17 protein-coding genes and 1 tRNA gene are annotated in these 16,881 nt (G+C 72.4%); 9 read left to right on the top strand and 9 right to left on the bottom strand.

Annotated features, from left to right (window positions below; translation table 11 throughout):
* Positions 1–18 precede the first annotated feature (18 nt).
* Entirely contained in the window at positions 19–258 is a 240-nt protein-coding gene (locus KG102_RS17085; RefSeq protein WP_208213105.1) for a hypothetical protein, read from the bottom strand.
* A 72-nt stretch (positions 259–330) separates the two neighbouring features.
* Between KG102_RS17085 and KG102_RS17080 the strand changes: the two genes are divergently transcribed.
* Complete coding sequence (locus KG102_RS17080; RefSeq protein ID WP_208213104.1) at positions 331–945, top strand: GNAT family N-acetyltransferase; 615 nt, start codon at positions 331–333, stop codon at positions 943–945.
* A 264-nt stretch (positions 946–1,209) separates the two neighbouring features.
* Here the strand turns inward: KG102_RS17080 and KG102_RS17075 are convergent, their stop codons facing one another.
* The 6 genes from KG102_RS17075 to KG102_RS17050 form a co-directional block, all read right to left on the bottom strand.
* Complete coding sequence (locus tag KG102_RS17075) at positions 1,210–2,082, bottom strand: ABC transporter permease subunit (protein WP_208213103.1); 873 nt, start codon at positions 2,080–2,082, stop codon at positions 1,210–1,212.
* Positions 2,079–2,993 carry an ABC transporter ATP-binding protein gene (locus tag KG102_RS17070; protein WP_208213102.1) on the bottom strand — a complete coding sequence of 305 codons (915 nt, stop codon included), beginning with the start codon at positions 2,991–2,993 and terminating at the stop codon, positions 2,079–2,081. Before KG102_RS17070 ends, KG102_RS17075 begins: the two co-directional genes overlap by 4 nt.
* Before the next feature lie 526 nt (positions 2,994–3,519).
* Positions 3,520–3,593: transfer RNA gene (locus tag KG102_RS17065), tRNA-Gly, on the bottom strand.
* Between the two features lie 58 nt (positions 3,594–3,651).
* The gene (locus KG102_RS17060) at positions 3,652–4,635 is read right to left on the bottom strand and encodes an aldose epimerase family protein (protein WP_208213100.1); all 984 of its coding nucleotides are present in this window, start codon (positions 4,633–4,635) and stop codon (positions 3,652–3,654) included.
* A 28-nt stretch (positions 4,636–4,663) separates the two neighbouring features.
* Positions 4,664–7,126: a GH36-type glycosyl hydrolase domain-containing protein gene (locus KG102_RS17055; RefSeq protein ID WP_208290279.1), complete on the bottom strand. Its 2,463-nt coding sequence runs from the start codon at positions 7,124–7,126 to the stop codon at positions 4,664–4,666.
* Between the two features lie 203 nt (positions 7,127–7,329).
* A complete protein-coding gene (locus tag KG102_RS17050) occupies positions 7,330–7,719 on the bottom strand; it encodes a DUF6069 family protein (protein WP_208290280.1) in 390 nt (129 codons plus the stop codon).
* Between the two features lie 134 nt (positions 7,720–7,853).
* Between KG102_RS17050 and KG102_RS17045 the strand changes: the two genes are divergently transcribed.
* Genes KG102_RS17045 through KG102_RS17025 form a run of 5 tightly spaced genes read left to right on the top strand, consistent with a single transcriptional unit; the run spans position 7,854 to position 11,812 of the window.
* Positions 7,854–8,957 (top strand): sensor histidine kinase, encoded by a 1,104-nt coding sequence (locus KG102_RS17045; protein WP_243885019.1) that lies wholly within the window; start codon positions 7,854–7,856, stop codon positions 8,955–8,957.
* Entirely contained in the window at positions 8,954–9,601 is a 648-nt protein-coding gene (locus tag KG102_RS17040; RefSeq protein ID WP_249667379.1) for a response regulator, read from the top strand. Before KG102_RS17045 ends, KG102_RS17040 begins: the two co-directional genes overlap by 4 nt.
* Before the next feature lie 30 nt (positions 9,602–9,631).
* Positions 9,632–10,207 carry a dCTP deaminase gene (gene dcd, locus KG102_RS17035; protein ID WP_208213096.1) on the top strand — a complete coding sequence of 192 codons (576 nt, stop codon included), beginning with the start codon at positions 9,632–9,634 and terminating at the stop codon, positions 10,205–10,207.
* Positions 10,208–10,211: 4 nt separating this feature from the next.
* A complete protein-coding gene (locus KG102_RS17030; protein ID WP_208290282.1) occupies positions 10,212–11,354 on the top strand; it encodes a hypothetical protein in 1,143 nt (380 codons plus the stop codon).
* Positions 11,351–11,812, top strand: coding sequence for an NUDIX domain-containing protein (locus KG102_RS17025; RefSeq protein WP_208290393.1), 462 nt, complete (start codon positions 11,351–11,353; stop codon positions 11,810–11,812). The genes KG102_RS17030 and KG102_RS17025 overlap by 4 nt, the downstream gene beginning before the upstream one ends.
* Here KG102_RS17025 and KG102_RS17020 read toward each other — a convergent pair.
* Both KG102_RS17020 and KG102_RS17015 read right to left on the bottom strand, forming a co-directional pair.
* Positions 11,805–12,647, bottom strand: a complete 843-nt coding sequence (locus KG102_RS17020; protein ID WP_208290283.1) for an MBL fold metallo-hydrolase — start codon at positions 12,645–12,647, stop codon at positions 11,805–11,807. The two genes, KG102_RS17025 and KG102_RS17020, sit on opposite strands and share 8 nt — an antisense overlap.
* A gap of 41 nt (positions 12,648–12,688) precedes the next feature.
* A complete protein-coding gene (locus KG102_RS17015) occupies positions 12,689–14,572 on the bottom strand; it encodes an ABC transporter ATP-binding protein (protein WP_208290394.1) in 1,884 nt (627 codons plus the stop codon).
* 137 nt (positions 14,573–14,709) lie between these two features.
* Between KG102_RS17015 and KG102_RS17010 the strand changes: the two genes are divergently transcribed.
* From KG102_RS17010 to KG102_RS17000, 3 genes are all read left to right on the top strand, one after another.
* A complete protein-coding gene (locus KG102_RS17010; RefSeq protein ID WP_249667378.1) occupies positions 14,710–15,132 on the top strand; it encodes a MarR family winged helix-turn-helix transcriptional regulator in 423 nt (140 codons plus the stop codon).
* 74 nt (positions 15,133–15,206) lie between these two features.
* Complete coding sequence (locus tag KG102_RS17005) at positions 15,207–15,386, top strand: hypothetical protein (RefSeq protein WP_208290284.1); 180 nt, start codon at positions 15,207–15,209, stop codon at positions 15,384–15,386.
* 80 nt (positions 15,387–15,466) lie between these two features.
* Positions 15,467–16,732, top strand: coding sequence for a threonine/serine exporter family protein (locus tag KG102_RS17000; protein ID WP_208290285.1), 1,266 nt, complete (start codon positions 15,467–15,469; stop codon positions 16,730–16,732).
* Positions 16,733–16,881: the final 149 nt, after the last annotated feature.

Below are 16,881 nucleotides of genomic sequence, written 5' to 3'. Positions count from 1 at the left end.
TCAGGACCGCCGCGCTGGTCAGTGCAGGAGGCTGACGATCTCCCACGCCTCGGGGTCCGGCTGGGCGGCGACCTGCTCGCGCGCGAGGGCGAACGCCTCCTCGGGCGTCGGGACCACGATGCTCGCGCGGAAGGAGGTGGCGCTGCTCAGCACGCTGTAGAGCGGGCCCAGGGGATTCCCGTCGTCGTCGCACCGGCCGACGGCGACGAGGAACACCTGGTGCAGCAGGTCTGGGGTGGTCTCGGCGATGAGCGTCACCCCGTAGACATCGGCATGTCCGAGCCGATCCTGGAACCTGGATCGTGAGGAACGCATGAGATGGTCGATCCCATGCCTGCCGCACGCCCCCTCATCCGCCCGTTCCACCCGTCCGACCTCCCGGCGCTCTACCGGATCTGCCTCCTGACGGGGGATGCGGGCAGCGACGCGACGGCCCTGTACCGCGACGAGGACCTGCTGGGCCACGTCTACCTCGGCCCGTACCCGACCGCGGACCCGACGCTCACCTTCGTCGTGGTGGACGAGCTCGGACCGGCGGGATACATCGTCGCGACGGCCGACACGGCGGGGTTCGAGCACTGGCTCGAGCGCGCCTGGTGGCCGCCCCTGCGCGCGCGCTACCCGCTGCGGGAGGACCCGCACGACGGCACCGAGGACCACGTGCTCGTGGCGCGGATCCACGACTCGTCGGGCGGCGACCCGGCACTGTTCGACCGGTTCCCCGCGCACATGCACATCGACCTGCTGCCCCGGGTCCAGGGGCAAGGGCTCGGGCGCCGGCTGGTCGAGACGCTTGCGACCGCCCTGCGCGCGCGGGGGGTGCCGGGCCTGTACCTCGGGGTGGACAGCCGCAACGAGGGCGCGATCGCGTTCTACGACCGCATCGGCTTCGTGGAGGCCGCCCGGCACGAGTGGGGCAGGACGCTGACGCTCGACCTCGCGTGAGCGAACGTGTGACGACCGTCAATAGCCGCTTGACTCCTGTCGCGACGGGGAGCACGCTGGGGAGGACGTCGTAGGGCCGGTCCCCAGGAGGGTGGGGACCGGCCCTACGCGGACGTCGGCGCTGATGTACCGCAGCGCGATGAGTCCCGGGGTACTCGCTCATCGGCCGGCTCACGAGCCTGGCCGAGCTGCGGGGCGGTAACTCGTCGCCGTGGTTACTGAGAGGCGAGCGAACAACGGGCACACCGGACGACGGTGTGGCGCTCAGGCGTCGCGACGCCTGAGCAGCACCGCCGCGCCGGTGAGCAGGACGACCACCCAGGCGGCGAGGACGAGCCCGCCCTGCCACGGTTCGGTGATCCAGCCGCTGGCTGCCGGTGCGGCGAGGTCGACCCAGCTCTGCTCTGTCGGATAGCTGACGAGCACGCTGCCCGCGGTCGACGGCAGGAGCGTCGCGATGGTGTCCGCCCAGGCCGGTTCGGCCGAGCCGAGGACGAGGCTCAGCGCGAGCGGCGCCGCCAGGACGAGGCCGAGCGCCGTCGCGACGCCGCCGGCCGTGGTGCGCAGGAGTGCACCGATCGAGAACGCGATGAGACCGACCAGCACGAGGTATCCCACTCCACCCAGGAGCGAGAGCCAGTACTGCGGGTCGTCGAGGCGGACGTCCATGCCGTTGCCCGACAGCAGGCCGACCGAGATCGGAACGGTGAGCGCGAGCGCGACCGCGCTGACGACGGTGGTCGCGATCACGAAGACGAGCGCCTTGGCGAACAGGGCCGTCAGCCGTCGCGGGACGGCGGTGAGGGTCGACCGGATCATGCCGGTGCCGTACTCGCCGGCGATGACGAGCACGCCGAGCACGCTCACGACGAGCGCGCTGAAGTCGGTGCTGACCATGACGGCGTAGACCGCCAGGTCCTGGATCGCGTCCTGGGTCGGGACGCCGTCGACGCCCTGGAAGGAGAGCGACGACGACATCTGCGCACCGAGCGCGACGGTGAGGACGAGCAGGATCGCGTACAACCACCAGGTGGAGCGGATGGTGCGGAGCTTGACCCACTCCGAGAGGACCGCTCCGGCGAAGCTGAGGTCGTCTCCGACAGCGGTCGGGACCGGGTTCGTGGACGTGGTGCTCATCGGTTCGCCTCCGCGCTGCGGTACTCGACGTCGTCCCGGGTCAGCGCCATGTAGGCGTCTTCGAGTGACCGCGTCACGGGAGTGAGCCCGTAGATCACGACCCCCGCGGCGGCCGCGATCTCGGCGATGCGCTGCGCGGTGAGGCCTCTCACGGACAGCAGGTCGAGCTCGGCGGCCGGCACGGTGGCGCCTTCGGCTTCGAGCAGCCGGGCAAGGGGTGCGGCCTGCGGGGTGCGCACCTGCACCGACTCACCCTCGACGCCGCCGAGGATCTCACCCACGGGGGCGTCGGCGATGATCCGACCCCGTCCGAGGATGAGGATGTGGTCGGCCGTCTGTGCCATCTCGCTCATCAGGTGCGAGGAGAGGAACACGGTGCGCCCCTCCGCGGCAAGGCGTCGAGCGAGCTGACGCACCCACACCACGCCCTCGGGGTCCAGCCCGTTGACCGGCTCGTCGAGAATGAGCGTGGCGGGATCGCCGAGCAGTGCCACGGCGATCCCGAGGCGCTGACCCATGCCGAGCGAGAACCCGCCCACCCGCTTGCCCGCCACCGGCCCGAGCCCCGTGTACCCGATCACCTCGTCGACGCGCCTCGCGCCGATGCGGTGTGTGGCGGCGACGGCGAGGAGATGGCTGCGCGCGCTGCGCCCGGGATGCACGGCCTTGGCGTCGAGCAGCGCACCGACCTGACGCACCGGGGCCCGGTGCCGGGCGTACGGCAGGCCGTTCACCGTGACCGAACCGCTCGACGGACGGTCGAGGCCCATGATCATCCGCATGGTGGTGGACTTCCCCGCGCCGTTCGGGCCGAGGAAGCCGGTCACCAGGCCGGGGCGGACAGTGAAGTCGATGCTGTCGACGGCAGTCTTCGCGCCGTAGCGCTTGGTCAGGGCGTGAGCTTTGATCATGTGCGTGCTCCAGGTCGTGGCAGGGGGATGGGCCCGCGTGCGTCGCCAGTCGACACCGTGTTCCCGGAACACGGTCAAGCTCGCGAGCTCGCTCAGGGCGGGCGTTCAGGACGTACTCGGCGGCTGTGCGCAGAACCTCGATCTCTGTCCGCACGCGCGGGGTCTCGGCGGGGAGTGCCTGCGCGATCGAGAGGCCGCTGACCACCGTGTACAGGAACCTCGCCCGGCGCGCGTTGTCACCCGGCGCCAGCGATCCCTCGTCCTGGAGGATGGTCAGGCAGTACTCGATCCGCCGGCGCAGCTCCGGAACAGGGACGGTCGCCCTCGGCCCGGCCCAGCCGCATGACGAGATCCCCCGTGAGGACGTCGCCGCCACTCTGGCCGAGCTGCTCCACGAGCCCCGGATCCGCCGACAGATCCTCGAGCTCAGGGGACGAGAACCCGTCGGCGTCGGGGGTGCAGGCCAGGGTGCTGTGCCTCGCCGTGGCGCACCTGGGAGCGGGGCATGGCACGGGGGTGGAAGAGCTGGAGCGGGTGACGAGAATCGAACTCGCGCTATCAGCTTGGGAAGCTGAAGTTCTGCCACTGAACTACACCCGCGCGGACCGGTGGACCAGTCCGAGAAGAGAGCATACCCGGAGCGGTCCGTGCGGCGAACTCAGGTCCGCACGGTCATGGTGAACGCCCCGGAGCGCTCCTCGCCCGGCTCGAGGACGAAGACGCCGGTGCCCGGTACGCCCTGCTCGTGCATCGTGAACCCGTCGTTGACGTTGGTCACCGGTTCGACGGCGAAGTAGGAGCGCTTGCGGGGTGCGTACAGCACGAGGTGCGCGAAGACCGGGTCCGCGTGCAGGTCGACGCCCACGCCGGAGTCGGGGTAGTGGATGCGGACGGGGGCGCCGGGCTCCCACCCGGTCACGACGTCGTCGACGAACGCGGAGGTCAGCGGCCGCGGCACGCGGAAGTCGGCCCGCGGCGAGACGGCGCCGGCCGGTCCCGAGGGCAGGGCGCGGACCATCGCGTAGCTCTTGTGGGCGGGCACCTCGAGGACCGGGTGCGCGCGGGGCGCCGGCCCGGGGGACCCGACGGGGGACAGCGAGCGCTGCAGGTACGGGTGGTGGCCGAACCCGCCCGGGAACGGCTCGACGTCGGTGTTGCGCAGTGACGTCCCGACGGTGAGCCGGTCCCCGCTGAGCGCGTACGTGATCCGGGCGCGGTACTTCCAGGGGAAGTTCACGCCGACCAGCTCGCAGGTGTCGAGCTCCAGCACGACGCGCCCGTCGGTCCGCTCCACGACGGACCACGGCGAGTGCCGTGCGGCGCCGTGGATCGCCGTGCCGTCGGCGCAGTTGCGCTGGAGCTGCCACGACCGGCCACCGAAGCGCAGCACCCCGGCGCTGACGCGGTTCGACCACGGGATCATCGGGAAGCTCGCGCACTTCTCCGGCTCCCCCATGCCCGCCGAGCGCGTCGGGCGCAGCAGGTCGCGCCAGACGCCGTCCGGTGTGCGGACGCGGCCGGCGGCGATCGCGGCGCCGGTCTCCGGGAGGACGTCGAGCTCCCACCGGTCGCTGCGCAGCGTCACCACCCGAGGGTCGGCTCCTGCGACCGCCGTCGGCATCCGCTCCTGGAGCGTCGTCATGACAGAACCCCGTCGACCCCCGCGGGGGTCAGACGGTGACCTCGACCCGTACGACCTGGCCCTCGGCGGCGTACGGCACGAGGTTGCCCTCGATCGGCGTGCCGTCGACCGTGAGGCGTCCGCGGGCGCCCGGCGTGCCGGAGTTGGTCACGTGGATCTCGTACGTGGCGCCGCGGGCGACGCGCGTGACGGTGAACGACGGGACCTCCGGGCCGATCTGCGGGTCGACGACCAGACCGTCGTAGTCCGGGCGCACGCCGAGCAGGTACTGCGAGACCGCGACGAAGTTCCAGGCGGCCGTACCGGTCAGCCAGGAGTTCTTGGCCTCACCGGCACGCGACGCCTCCTTGCCCGCGATCATCTGCGCGTACACGTACGGCTCGAGCTTGTGCACGTCGGAGATGTCCTCGCGGTACGCCGGCGTGATCCGCTTGTAGTAGTCGAACGCCTTGCCGCCGCGGCCCACGACGGTCTCGCCGATGATCACCCAGGGGTTGTTGTGGCAGAAGATGCCACCGTTCTCCTTGTACCCGGGCGGGTAGGTGGAGACCTCGCCGAGCTCGATCTGGTACGTCGTGTACGCGGGGTACTGGAGCACCAGGCCGTGCGGGGTGCCCAGCATCTCGCCCACCGAGTCGAGCGCCCTGATCGCGGGGCTCTCCTGCGACAGCCCGTCCACGCCGATTCCCGCCATGACGGCGAAGCCCTGCGGCTCGATCCAGATCTTGCCCTCGGGCTTGGCGTCGGTGCCGACGGGGTTGCCGTAGAAGTCGTACGCGCGCAGGAACCACTCGCCGTCCCAGCCGTGCTCGAGCACCGCGGCGCGGACCTCGTCGACCACCTTGCGCGCCTGCGAGGCGACCTCGGTCAGGCCCCGGCGCGCCGCCAGCTCGGCGAACTCCGCGCCGTAGAGGACGAACTGTGCGGCGATGAACACCGACTCGGCGTGGCCGCCGGCCTGGTTCTCGGTGGTCTGGAACGACTCGCCGGGCGTGGTGGAGAAGCAGTTGAGGTTCAGGCAGTCGTTCCAGTCGGCACGGCCGATCAACGGCAGGCCGTGCGGCCCACGGTTGTCGACCGTGAACTGGAACGAGCGCACCAGGTGCTCGAACAGCGGCACCTCGGAACCGGGCGCGTTGTCGAACGGCACCGGCTCGTCCAGGATCGCGACGTCGCCGGTCTCCTTGATGTACGCCGCCACGCCGGCGATGAGCCACAGCGGGTCGTCGTTGAAGCCGGAGCCGATGTCGTTGTTCCCGCGCTTGGTCAGCGGCTGGTACTGGTGGTACGCCGAGCCGTCCTCGAACTGCGTGGACGCGATGTCGATGATGCGCTCGCGGGCGCGCTCGGGGATGAGGTGCACGAAGCCGAGCAGGTCCTGGTTGGAGTCCCGGAAGCCCATGCCGCGGCCGATGCCGGTCTCGAAGAACGACGCCGAGCGCGACATGTTGAACGTGACCATGCACTGGTACTGGTTCCAGATGTTGACCATCCGGTCCAGCTTCTCGTCGTCGCTCTTGACCGAGTACGTGGACAGCAGGCCGGTCCAGTGCGCGCGCAGCTGCTCGAACGCGGCGTCGGTCTGCTCGGTCGTCGCGAAGCGGCCCAGCAGCGCGTGCGCGGGCTCCTTGTTGATGACCTGGTGGGCGTCGTCGGCCCACTTCTGCTCGTCCGGGTTCTCGATGTAGCCGAGCACGTAGGTCAGCACGCGGGACTCGCCCGGCTCGAGCGTGAGCTGATGCGAGTGCGAGCCGATGGGGTACCAGCCGGACGCCACGGAGTCGGCGGACTTCCCCGAGCGCGGGACGGTCGCCTCGCCGAGGCCGTTGTAGGCGCCGACGAACGTGTCACGGTCGGTGTCGAAGCCGGACGCGTGAGCGTTCACGCCGTAGACGGCGTAGTGGTCGCGGCGCTCGCGGTACTCGGTCTTGTGGAACACGGCGGACCCGTACGGGCCGTCCTGCTCGACCTCGACCTCGCCGATGGACAGGTTGCGCTGGTAGTTGGTCTGGTCGTCCTGCGCGTTCCAGAGGCAGAACTCGACGAATGAGAAGAGCGAGATCGTCTTGACCGCGTCGGACGTGTTGGTGACCGTGACCTTCTGGATCTCCGCGTTCTCGCCGATCGGCACGAAGAACAGGGTCTCGACGCTGATCCCGCGGCGCTCGCCCGTGATGCGCGTGTAGCCCATGCCGTGCCGCGTCTCGAAGTGGTCGAGGTCGGCCTTGACCGGCAGCCACGACGGGGTCCACACGTCGCCACCGTCGTTCACGTAGAAGTACCGGCCGCCCGCGTCCGCGGGGATGTTGTTGTAGCGGTACCGGGTCAGCCGGCGCATCTTGGCGTCCCGGTAGAACGAGTACCCGCCCGACTGGTGCGAGATCAGCGAGAAGAACTGCTCCGACCCGAGGTAGTTGATCCACGGATAGGGCGTGTGAGGCGTCTCGATGACGTACTCGCGTGCCTCGTCGTCAAACCGGCCGTACCGCATGGACTTGCCCCTCGAGTGCTCGGCAGTGGCGCCTGCTGCTGCGACTCCTCCGCGGCGGTGCGGGAGGTGCGTCGCGACCTTCGGCGCGATTCGGTGCGAGAGCGCTCCCATGCAACTCCCGGACGAGAGCATAGCCGCCTCGATCGTGTGGTGGAACGGCCAGGGGTCGACGAGGAGAAATCCCCCCGTCGACCCCGAGCCCGTCAGGCGGCCATCGACGGGGTACGGGCGCGGACGCGCCGCGGGTCCAGGCCCACGGCCACGACGGCGCCCACCCCGACGTGCAGCGCGGCCAGCGTGGCCACCGCTGCCGGGGACGCACCGCCCAGGGGGCCGAGCATCGAGAGCACCAGGACGATGGTGCAGGTCAGCCACCAGGCGTTGGGGCTGCGTCGGCGGAGCACGGTGCGGACCGCCCAGGCGGCGAGGGTCACTGCGAGGGTCGCGACGAGCACGGAGACGGCTCCGACGGTCTGCGCGGGGGTGCCGGCGACGAGGTCGACGCCCGCCACGGGGACGGCCAGCACCCAGATCGCGAGGGCGAGGGCCGACGCGGCGACCGCGACGAGCCAGACGGGGACGGGACGGGACATGAGCTTCTCCTGACGTCGAGGTGGACGGGATCGACCCTGGCGGTCCTCGTCGTCCGCGTCCTCGGCCGGAGGTGCGTCCGGCCCCCTGCTTAGGTCGGTGGCGGGCCCGTCCGCCCCGTTCCTACGCTCGCCGCATGACCTGCGACGACCGCCGAGACGTCCCCCGCCCCGTCCTGCTGGCGCTCCTGGCCGGGATGGTGGTGCTGACGTCGCTGGCCGCGTGGGCCGCGCGCGTCGACGGCATGCCCGTCGCGCTCGACCTGGCGCTGGGCGCCCTCGCGGTCGCTCTGCTGCCCGCCCTGCGCACCCGGCCCCTGCTCGCGGGCCTGCTGCTCGGCGCGCTCGCCGCGCTGAGCCCGGCCGTGACGCCCGCGGCGACCGCCGGGACCTACGTCGTCGCGCGCCGCGAGCGGCTGGGCGTCGCGGTGCCGGTGGCGGTCGCGGGCATCGTCGGGCACGCGGTGCAGGCCCTGTGGCGCTCGGTCGGCCTGCCGCTGGGCTGGTGGCTGCTGTGCGACGTCGCGGTGCACGCCGCGCTGCTCGGCTGGGGCGCCTACGGCAGGACCCGCGACGAGCTGATCGACGCGTGGCGGGCGCGAGCGCGCGCGGCGGAGCACGACCAGGCCCGCCGGGTCGAGGAGGCCCGGTCGGCGGAGCGGACGCGGATCGCGCGCGAGATGCACGACACGCTCGCGCACCGGCTGACGCTCCTGGCGACGACGGCGGGAGCCCTGGAGTACCGCACGGACCTGTCGCCCGAGCAGGTGTCGGCGGCCGCCGGTGTGGTGCGTGCGAACGCGGGCGAGGCACTGGAGGAGCTGCGGACCGTGGTCGGCCTCCTGCGCCAGGGGCCCGCCGAGCTGCGGCCGGTGCCCGGGCTCGCGGACCTCACCTCGCTCGTCGAGCAGGAGCGTGCCGCCGGGTCGGTGGTGTCCCTGGAGCTGCCCGACGTCGACCTGCCGGCCGCGCTCGGCCTGGCCGTGTACCGGACGTGCCAGGAGGGGCTCACCAACGCGCGCCGGCACGCGCCGGGCGCTCGGGTCGACGTGCAGGTCGCCGTGGACGACCGGGTGCGCGTGCGCGTCGTCAACGGCCCCGGCGGCCGGGGCCTGGGCGCGGGGACCGGCACGGGGCTGGTGGGGCTCAGCGAGCGGGTCGAGCTGCTGGGCGGCACGGTCCGGGCGCAGCCGCGGGACGACGGGTTCGAGCTGGAGGCGTCGCTACCGTGGGAGCCGTGAGCGTCCGGGTGGTCGTCGTCGACGACGACGCGCTGGTGCGCTCGAGCCTGGCGCTCCTGCTCGACGGCGCGCACGGGATCGGCGTCGTCGCGCAGGTGGCGGACGGCTCCGGGGTCCCCGCCGCCCTCGACGCGCACCCCGCCGACGTCGTCCTGATGGACCTGCGCATGCCCGGCACCGACGGCATCGCGGCCACCCGTGCGGTCCGGGCTCGCCGGGACCCGCCCGCGGTCGTCGTCCTGACCACGTTCGACACCCCCGACGAGGTCGAGGCCGCGCTGCACGCGGGCGCGGCCGGCTACCTGCTCAAGGACACCGAGCCGCGCAGGATCGTCGAGGCGGTGCTGGCCGCGGCGGCGGGCGAGCCGGTGCTCTCGCCCCGGGTGGCCCGTCGGCTCATGGACTCGACCGCCCGAACGGGTGGCTCCCGGGCGGCGGCACGGGCGACGCTCGACCGGCTGACCGACCGGGAGCGGGACGTCGTCGCCGCGATCGGCCGGGGAGCGAGCAACGCCGACATCTGCCGCGAGCTGTACCTCTCCCTCGCCACGGTCAAGGCGCACGTGTCGAGCATCCTGCTGAAGCTGGGGCTCGAGAACCGGACGCAGGTGGCGTTGCTCGTCCGCGACGCGGACCTGCCGTGAGCGCGGGACGATCCGGACTACCGTGTCCCCGTGCTGCTCTCCGACCGTGACATCAGGGCCGAGCTCGAGTCGAGCCGGGTGGCCCTCGACCCCTACGAGCCCGACATGCTGCAGCCGTCGAGCATCGACGTGCGGCTCGACCGGTACTTCCGGCTGTTCGACAACCACAAGTACCCGTTCATCGACCCGTCGGCCGACCAGCCCGACCTGACGCGCCTGGTCGAGGTGTCGCCTGGGGAGTCCTTCGTGCTGCACCCCGGGGAGTTCGTGCTGGGGTCCACGTACGAGGCCGTGACGCTGCCCGACGACATCGCCGCGCGGCTCGAGGGCAAGTCGTCGCTGGGCAGGCTGGGGCTGCTCACCCACTCCACCGCCGGGTTCATCGACCCCGGGTTCTCCGGGCACGTGACGCTCGAGCTGTCGAACGTGGCGACGCTGCCGATCCTGCTGTGGCCCGGCATGAAGATCGGCCAGATGTGCTTCTTCCGGCTGTCGTCGGCGTCCGAGCACCCGTACGGCTCCTCGCAGTACGGCTCGCGGTACCAGGGGCAGCGGGGGCCGACGGCGTCGCGGTCGTGGCAGAACTTCCACCGGACGGACGTCTGACCCCGTGGCCGGGTTGACCCGTCTCACGGCCGACGACCCCGGTCTGCGGGACCGGCACATCCTGGCGCTGCCCGCGGACGTCGGGGTCGACGAGGTCGAGGTGCTCGCCATCAGCCGGTTCGCGAACGCGCGCTGGGAGGAGCAGGAGCAGGACGCGCTGCAGCCGCGCGGAATCATCGGGCCCATGACCGCGGCGCTCGGCATCCGGGCCGTCGGGTCCGCGAGCATCCCGCCGCGGACGTTGCGGCTCGCCCGGCTGTCCACCCTGAACGGCCCGTTCCGGCTGGAGACGCAGGACGCCGTCAGCCTCGGCCTGCCCGCGACCTGCACCCTGGCGTACGTCCTGGTGTGCCCGCGCGAACGAGGCGACAAGCCGTACCCGGGCGGGGACCGCGACGGTCTCAAGCGCGCGTTCCCCGACGGCATGCCCGTCCGCGAGGAGGACCGCGTCCTGCGGTGGCTGGTCGCCGCGGCCCGTCGCCTGGGCGGCTCGGTGCGCACCGGCGTGCGCGGCACGGTGCTCACCCCCGACATCGACAGCGCGATCGACCTCACGGTGCTGTCCGACTCCTGGCTGGAGCCCGGGGAGGCGCTCGCGGTGGTCCAGTCGGTGCACGCCCGGGCGCGGATCAGCGAGGCGCCGGGCACGTGGACCGGTCCGCAGGCCGGAGTCGGACGGGACGCGTCCGGACGGCCCGGCTGGGTCGCCGAGGCCGGCGGGAGCGGGCTGTCGGCGTCGCTCGACGAGCACGGGGTCAGCGAGGAGGCCGAGCGCCGCCGGCTCATGGCGGAGGCGGCTGCGTACGACGAGCGGATGCTCGCGGTGCCGCCGCTGCCCGAGTCCTACGGCATCCTCGTGGAGCTCGGGCACGACGGGATGCTCTCGGTCGAGGCCGGCTCCGAGACCCTGCTGCCCCCGCTGGTGGGCGACCTGCCGTGGGCGCGCGACGGCGTGGTGGCGTACCGGGTGCACTGGGAGCCGCCCTTCGTCGAGGAGCTCGAGGCCGAGCGGCCGTCCTTCGAGCACCGGGTCGCCCGGTCCCGCGCGGCCCCTCTGGTGCAGGCGGTGGCCCGGGCCGTGCACGCCGCGGTCGGCGGCGAGATCGCCGACGAGGCCGACTTCCTGGTCGACCCCGAGGACATCTGAGCGTGCGCACGAGCGCCGGTCTCCTGGTGTTCCGGCGGTCCGCCGGGCTCGAGGTGCTGCTCGGGCACATGGGCGGTCCGTTCTGGGCGCGCAAGGACCAGGGCGCCTGGACGATCCCCAAGGGCGAGCCAGCACCGGGCGAGCAGCCGCTCGAGACCGCGCTGCGTGAGTTCGCCGAGGAGCTCGGGGTGCCGGCGCCCTCGTCGGAACCCATCCCGCTGGGCGACGTGCGGCAGAGCGGCGGCAAGGTGGTGACGGCGTGGGCGGTCGAGGGGGACCTCGACGTCAGCACGATCGCGAGCAACCTGGTCGAGATCGACTGGCCGCCGCGGTCCGGGCGCACGCTGCTGGTGCCCGAGCTCGACCGGGCCGGCTGGTTCGCACCCGACGAGGCGCGCCGGCTCGTGGTCGGCGCGCAGGCGGCCTTCGTCGACCGGCTGGAGGACGCGCTCAGGTGAGGTGGTCGAAGTCGCCGTTCACCCAGCCGATGTGGCGCGCGGCGGAGCGGCGGACGACGTCCTTGGCCTCCGAGGCGATGACGTTCGCGAAGTTGCCGTAGAGGCGGTCGAAGGCGAGGTCGTCCACGGCGTCGGCGACGCGGCGGGCGACCGCGCCGGACAGCGGCAGGTGGTTGGGGTAGCTGCGCATGAACGCGACGCTCCGCCGGTCCGGGTTGGCGAAGAGCGTGTCGCCGCTGAGCAGGACGCCCCGGCCGTCCGCACCCGCCGGCCAGTGCGCGACCGCGCTGCCCGGGAAGTGGCCGCCGGGCTGCGACAGCGTGACGCCGGGCAGGACCTCGAGCTCGCCGGACCAGGTGCGGATCACCGGGTCCGGGCGGTTGATCCACCGGGCGTCCGCCTCGGCGACGTAGACCGGCGGGTCGCCGAGCGCGCGGCTCCACTCGACCTGCACGCCGTACATGTGCGGGTGGCTGGCCGCGATGGCGCGCACGGGCCCGAGGGCGAGGATCCGCTCGACGACCTCGTCGTCGAGGAAGCCGATCGGGTCCCACAGGAGGCTGCCCCCGGACGTGACCAGCAGCTTGGACTGCTGGCCGATGCCCGCGCTCGGCGTGCTGGTGAGCGCGTAGAGGTCGGGCTCCAGCGCAGTCAGGGAGGCCCGGTAGCCCTCGGCGCGGAGCTCCTCCAGAGTGGTCCAGCGCTGGCCCGCACCCGGCACCCACTGGCGCTCGTCGGCACAGACCGGGCACACGTCGAGCCGCTCGGCGCTCTCGACGGCGCACGTGGCGCAGATCCAGAAGCTCGGGCGGGTCCGGCGTGGGGAGTCGGGCATGCCACGAGAGTTCACCGCGCGGGCCCCGACCGCAAGACCATTCAGGCGGCGACCGTCGAGGTGCTCGCGAACTGCGTGCGGTACAGCTCGGCGTACACCCCGCCGCGGGCCAGCAGCTCGGCGTGCGTGCCCTGGTCCACCACCCGGCCGTGGTCGAGGACGACGATCGAGTCGGCCTGCCGCACGGTGGACAGGCGGTGGGCGATGACGATGCTCGTGCGGCCAGCCAGGGCCTCGTCGAGCGCGGCCTGGACGGCGGCCTCCGATGCGGAGTCGAGGTGGGCGGTGGCCTCGTCGAGGACCACGACGTCGGGCGCCTTGAGCAGCATCCGGGCGATGGCCAGGCGCTGACGCTCGCCGCCGGACAGCCGGTAGCCGCGGTCGCCGACCACGGTGTGGATGCCGTCGGGCAGGGTCGCGACGAGGTCGGCGATGTGCGCCTGCTCGAGCGCCCGCTGGATGTCCGCGTCGGTGGCCTCGGGGCGGGCGTAGCGCAGGTTGCCCGCGATGGTGTCGTGGAAGAGGTGCGCCTCCTGGCTGACCACGCCGACCGTCGCGCGCAGGGACGCCTGGGTGACGTCCCGCAGGTCCGCACCCGCGATCCGCACGGCGCCGCGCGTGGGGTCGTACATGCGGGTGACCAGCTGCGAGATCGTCGTCTTGCCCGCGCCCGAGTGGCCGACCAGCGCGACCATGTGGCCCGCGGGAACGGTGAAGCTGACGTCGTGCAGCGTGTCCTCGACGGTCTCGTGGCGCAGGGTGGCGACGGACTCGAGGGAGGCCAGCGAGACCTCGTCGGCCCCCGGGTAGCGGAAGGTCACGGAGTCGAGCTCGACGGAGGCACCGTGCCGCGCCGTCCGCACGGTCAGGTCGACGGCGTCCGGCTTCTCCGCGACCGTCGGCTCCAGGTCCAGGACCTCGAGCACGCGCTCGAAGCTGACCAGTGCGGTCATGACGTCGACCTGCACGTTCGACATCGCGGTCAGCGGCCCGTAGAGGCGGCCGAGGTAGGCGGTGAGCGCGACGACGACACCGACCGTGAGCTCTCCGCGGATCGCCATGACCCCACCGAGGCCGTAGACGATCGCGACCGCGACGCTGGCGAGCGTGGTCAGCCCGACCCGGAACCACGTGGAGTACAGGGCCCGGGTGACGCCGATGTCGCGGACGCGGTCCACCTGCTCGGCGTAGCCGCGCGACTCGCGCTGCGGGTCCCCGAAGATCTTGACCAGGTGCGCGCCGGCGACGTTGAACCGCTCGTTCATGATCTGCGCGGCGTCGGCGTTCAGGGCGTAGCTCTCGCGCGTGATCGCTGCGATCTTCTTGCCGAACCAGCGGGCCGGGAAGACGAACGCGGGCAGCAGCACCAGGCTGAGCAGGGTGAGCTCCCACGACATGCTGAACATGGCCGCGAGCACGAACACGATGGTCAGCGAGTTGCTCACCACGTTCTGCAGGGTGGACGTGAACGCCTGCTGAGCGCCGAGGACGTCGCCGTTGAGCCGCTGCACGAGCGCACCGGTCTTGGCGCGGCTGAAGAAGGCGAGCGGCATGCGCTGCACGTGGTCGAAGACCTCGGTGCGCAGGTCGCGGATGAGCCCCTCGCCCACCTGCGACGAGACCCACCGGTCGGCCACGGACAGGCCCGCGCCGACGATCGCGAGGACCGCCACGACGGCCGCGATGGTCAGGACGACGCGGGTGCTCCCCGCGGCGATGCCGTCGTCGATGAGGGTCTTGAAGAGCAGGGGCGTGACGGCGCCGGCGGCGGCCTCGAGGGCGATCAGCCCGAGGAAGACCGCGAGCTTGCCCCGGTACGGGCGCGCGAACGACAGGATGCGCTTCAGCGTGTCCTTGGTCAGCTTGTGGTCGGCGACCGTGCGGTCCTTGGCGAAGCTGCGCATGTTGGGGCTTCCGGGTGTCATGGACACGGGCCCACCTCCTCTTCTGGTGCGGCCCGTGCTGTCGCTGTGGCGCAGCTTGGGGGCGCGTGGCGTCGTGAGCCGGTGCTGAGGTTAACTCACTATGTGCGTACATCACAAGATGCGATAGCGTCACGGCCGTGAACAACGAGGACCGGTCCGGGGAGCTGCTCGAGCTGCTCCACGGCGTGCTGCACGGGGTTCGGCGCGACGCGGCGGCCCGGTTGGAGCTGTCGGGGACGACGCCCGGACAGCTGCGGCTGCTGCGCACGCTCGAACGGTGCGACGGCCCGCGTCGCCTGGGCGAGCTCGCCGCGGCGCTCGACGTGGCGCCGCGGTCGGTGACGTCCAAGGTGGACCTGGCCGAGGAGCACGGGCTCGTGCGGCGGCTGCCCGACCCGACCGACCGGCGGGCGACGCTGCTCGAGCTGACCGACGACGGGCGGCGGCTGCTGGCGGCGATCTCCGCGCAGCGGCACGAGGGGGTGGCCGAGCGGCTGGGCCGGCTCTCTGAGGAGGACCAGGCCGAGCTGCTGCGGCTGCTGCGGGCGGTCGCGGACTGAGCTCGTCGTCCACAGGCACCTCCCTGTGGGCGGCTCGCGCCGCCGCCTGTGGATATGTGTGTGCAGGTCAGACCTTGGTGCATCGCCTGGATCTGACGATCGAGCGGCACGCGAAGCCGCCCGGTCGCGTCCGGCGGCGCGGGGATGTCGATCGGCCGGATCCGCTGCCGTTCTCGCCGATGCGCTACACGTTCCGCCGGCGCCGTGACGGCCGGACGGTCAGCGCGCCCGACGCCGGTGGCGGCTCGCCGTGACCGACGACGTGACGTTCCCAACGGGCGCCGCGAGGACGATCGGCCCACGGCCCGGGGCATCGGCGCACCATCATGGAGGCATGCCACCCGCGCCGGACCTCGACGAGCTCGACCTGATCCGGCGCTCCGGTGTCGTGCTGCGGGTCGGGCGGTTGAGCCTGTCGGCCGGGACGGGGTCGTACCGGGTCAAGGCGTCGATGGCCCGGGTCGCCCGGGCGCTGGGCATCGACCGGCACGAGGCGCACGTGACGCTCACCGAGATCACGACGACCTCGCACCGCGGACCGAGCTTTCGGACCGAGGTGGTCGAGGAGCGGACGATCGGCGTCAACGTCGACCGGCTCACCGGCCTGGAGCACCTGGCGGGCCGGCTGGAGGCGCGGGGCGAGGCCACCGTCGAGGAGGTCACGGCCGAGCTGGACCGCATCGCGGGCAAGCCGCCGCTGTACCCGGTGCTCGCCAACGCGCTGTGGGCCGCGATGGCGTGCGCGGCCTTCTCGTTCCTGAACAGCGGCGGCGTGGTCGAGGTCGTCGGGGTCTTCGTCGGGGCGTTCCTCGGGCAGGCGCTGCGGCGCACGATGCTGCACCGCGGGTTCAACCCGTTCGGCGTCACGATGCTCTGCGCGACGGTCGCGTGCCTGGGCTACCTCGGCTTCGTCGGCCTGCTGCAGGCCACAGGGGCAGCGGGAGGTGGCCACGACGCGGGCTACGTCTCGGCCGTGCTGTTCCTCATCCCGGGGTTCCCGCTGGTCACCGGCTTCCTCGACCTGGCCAAGCTGGACTTCTCCGCGGGGATCGCGCGACTGACGTACGCGCTGATGATCCTCACCTCCGCCGCGCTCGCGGTGTGGGCGCTGTCGCTCGTCGTGGGACTGAGCCCCGACCCGCCGACCGCCCCCGAGCTCGATCCCGGCCTGCTGCTGACGCTGCGCTTCGTCGCCAGCTTCCTGGGCGTGCTCGGCTTCGCGCTGATGTTCAACAGCCCGTGGCGGATCGCGCTGGCCGCGGCGGGTGTCGGGATGGTGGCCAACGTGCTGCGCATCGAGCTGGTCGAGAGCGCGGTGCCACCGCAGGCGGCTGCCGCGATCGCCGCCCTCGCCGTGGGACTGCTCGCCGCGGTCATCGCTCCGCGGCTCGACGTCCCGCGGATCACGGTCTACGTGCCCGCCGTGACGATCATGGTGCCCGGCGTCCTGGCCTACCGGGCGGTGTTCCACATCTCCAACGGCGAGACGGTCGACGCGCTGTCGTACGGCGTGCAGGCCGCCCTCGTGGTTGCGTCCCTGGCGATCGGGCTGGCAATCGCCCGCATGCTCACCGACCGCACGTGGGCCTACGAGCGCTGAGCGGTCGTCCCGCACCGCCGTCCAGCACCCCGTGGACGGCGGGTTGACGGATGTCCGGATCCGGCTACGTTAGGCGACGCTTACTTAGGACGTCCTAAGCTTCGCCGAAGGGGGCTCTCGCGTGCACGAGCTGTTGTCCTCCACGTCCG

The sequence above is a fragment of the Cellulomonas fengjieae genome (assembly GCF_018388465.1).
GTDB classification, from domain to species: Bacteria; Actinomycetota; Actinomycetes; order Actinomycetales; family Cellulomonadaceae; genus Cellulomonas; species Cellulomonas fengjieae.
Note: the sequence above shows the minus strand (reverse complement) of the source record. Positions and strands in the feature narration are given on the sequence as shown.